Raw genomic sequence first — 1,058 nt, 5'->3', positions numbered from 1 at the left:
CAAATGGCGCTTCCATGACCTCTTCAATGAACAATAAATCCGCCAAGTGTGAAACTGACTCGGGAAAACTAATGTCTTCCACTTTGATGACCTCTAACTCTAGCCCCGTGCTACGAATTACCTCATGCAACCATTCAGAATGTCGCATCAGGTTCGGGATAGTCCATATCGGTTCAGCAAGCACGACTTTGCCTTGTAGCGTTGGCGCTGTCTCAGCGCTACAACCTGGCTCAAGAGGCGATAACTGAATACTGTCGACGGCACTTTGTGGCTCATGGTGCCGCTTTTGCTGATTAATATAGTTGGCAAGCTGGCGCCACTCTTGTTTCGTCAGTTGCGAATCTCGCCTCTCACGATAGGTGAGATAGGAAAGTGCGCTGATTTTTTCAATCTCAACATGGTCTGAGACTTGATTGAAACTCAGCATATTCAAGTTTTGAACATCGCCGTGAGAAAGCGTAATTTGATCCAAAAGCGCGCGTGCAGAAAAATACTCTTTGTGCGCTTGCAGCGTGATGCTCTCTTTGTTCCAACTGCTGATTCGAAATGGCCCAGTACCGATATGATATGAATAACCCGAGCCAAAAGAGGCCGTGTCTCGACACAATATTGAGGCATGTGGCGTGGCTAACATGTATGGAAAGAATTGGTTTGCGCGTTTGAGCACTATCTTCAAGCAGTTTGGAGTTTCGGCAGTAACGGTTTCAATGCATTGCCAAAGCTCATAAACCGGCCCTTTAATTTGCTTGAGTCTTTCTAAACTCCAAACCACATCGTCTATGCTCAGAAGCTCACCATCATGACGAAAAATGCCTGGCCTTAACCATAACGTCATGACGTTTTCTTCCATTTTCCATTCATGCGCTAAAGCGGGCTCAATGCCACCATTGGAGTTTTGTGTTAGCAGCCCATCATAAACACTTTTGACTACGTGTAATTCGGTATGACGGAAGGTCTCTGCGGGATCGATATTTGAAACCCAGGGATAAGAAGAAATAAGAATGGCGTTTTTAGACTCATTCAGCTCGTTCACTTTTTCCGATGCAATCGTAAGCGAA

General features: G+C 45.6%; 1 protein-coding gene. It reads right to left on the bottom strand.

Annotation, left to right across the window (positions count from 1 at the left end; genetic code table 11):
* The coding region (locus tag R7E42_RS25475; RefSeq protein ID WP_318073305.1) for an ABC transporter substrate-binding protein at positions 1-1,058 on the bottom strand (1,058 nt) is incomplete at both ends.

This window comes from Vibrio sp. Vb1337 (assembly GCF_033338715.1).
GTDB classification, from domain to species: Bacteria; Pseudomonadota; Gammaproteobacteria; order Enterobacterales; family Vibrionaceae; genus Vibrio; species Vibrio alginolyticus.
The sequence above is the reverse complement of the archived record's forward strand: the minus strand, read 5'-3'. Positions and strand labels throughout refer to the sequence as shown.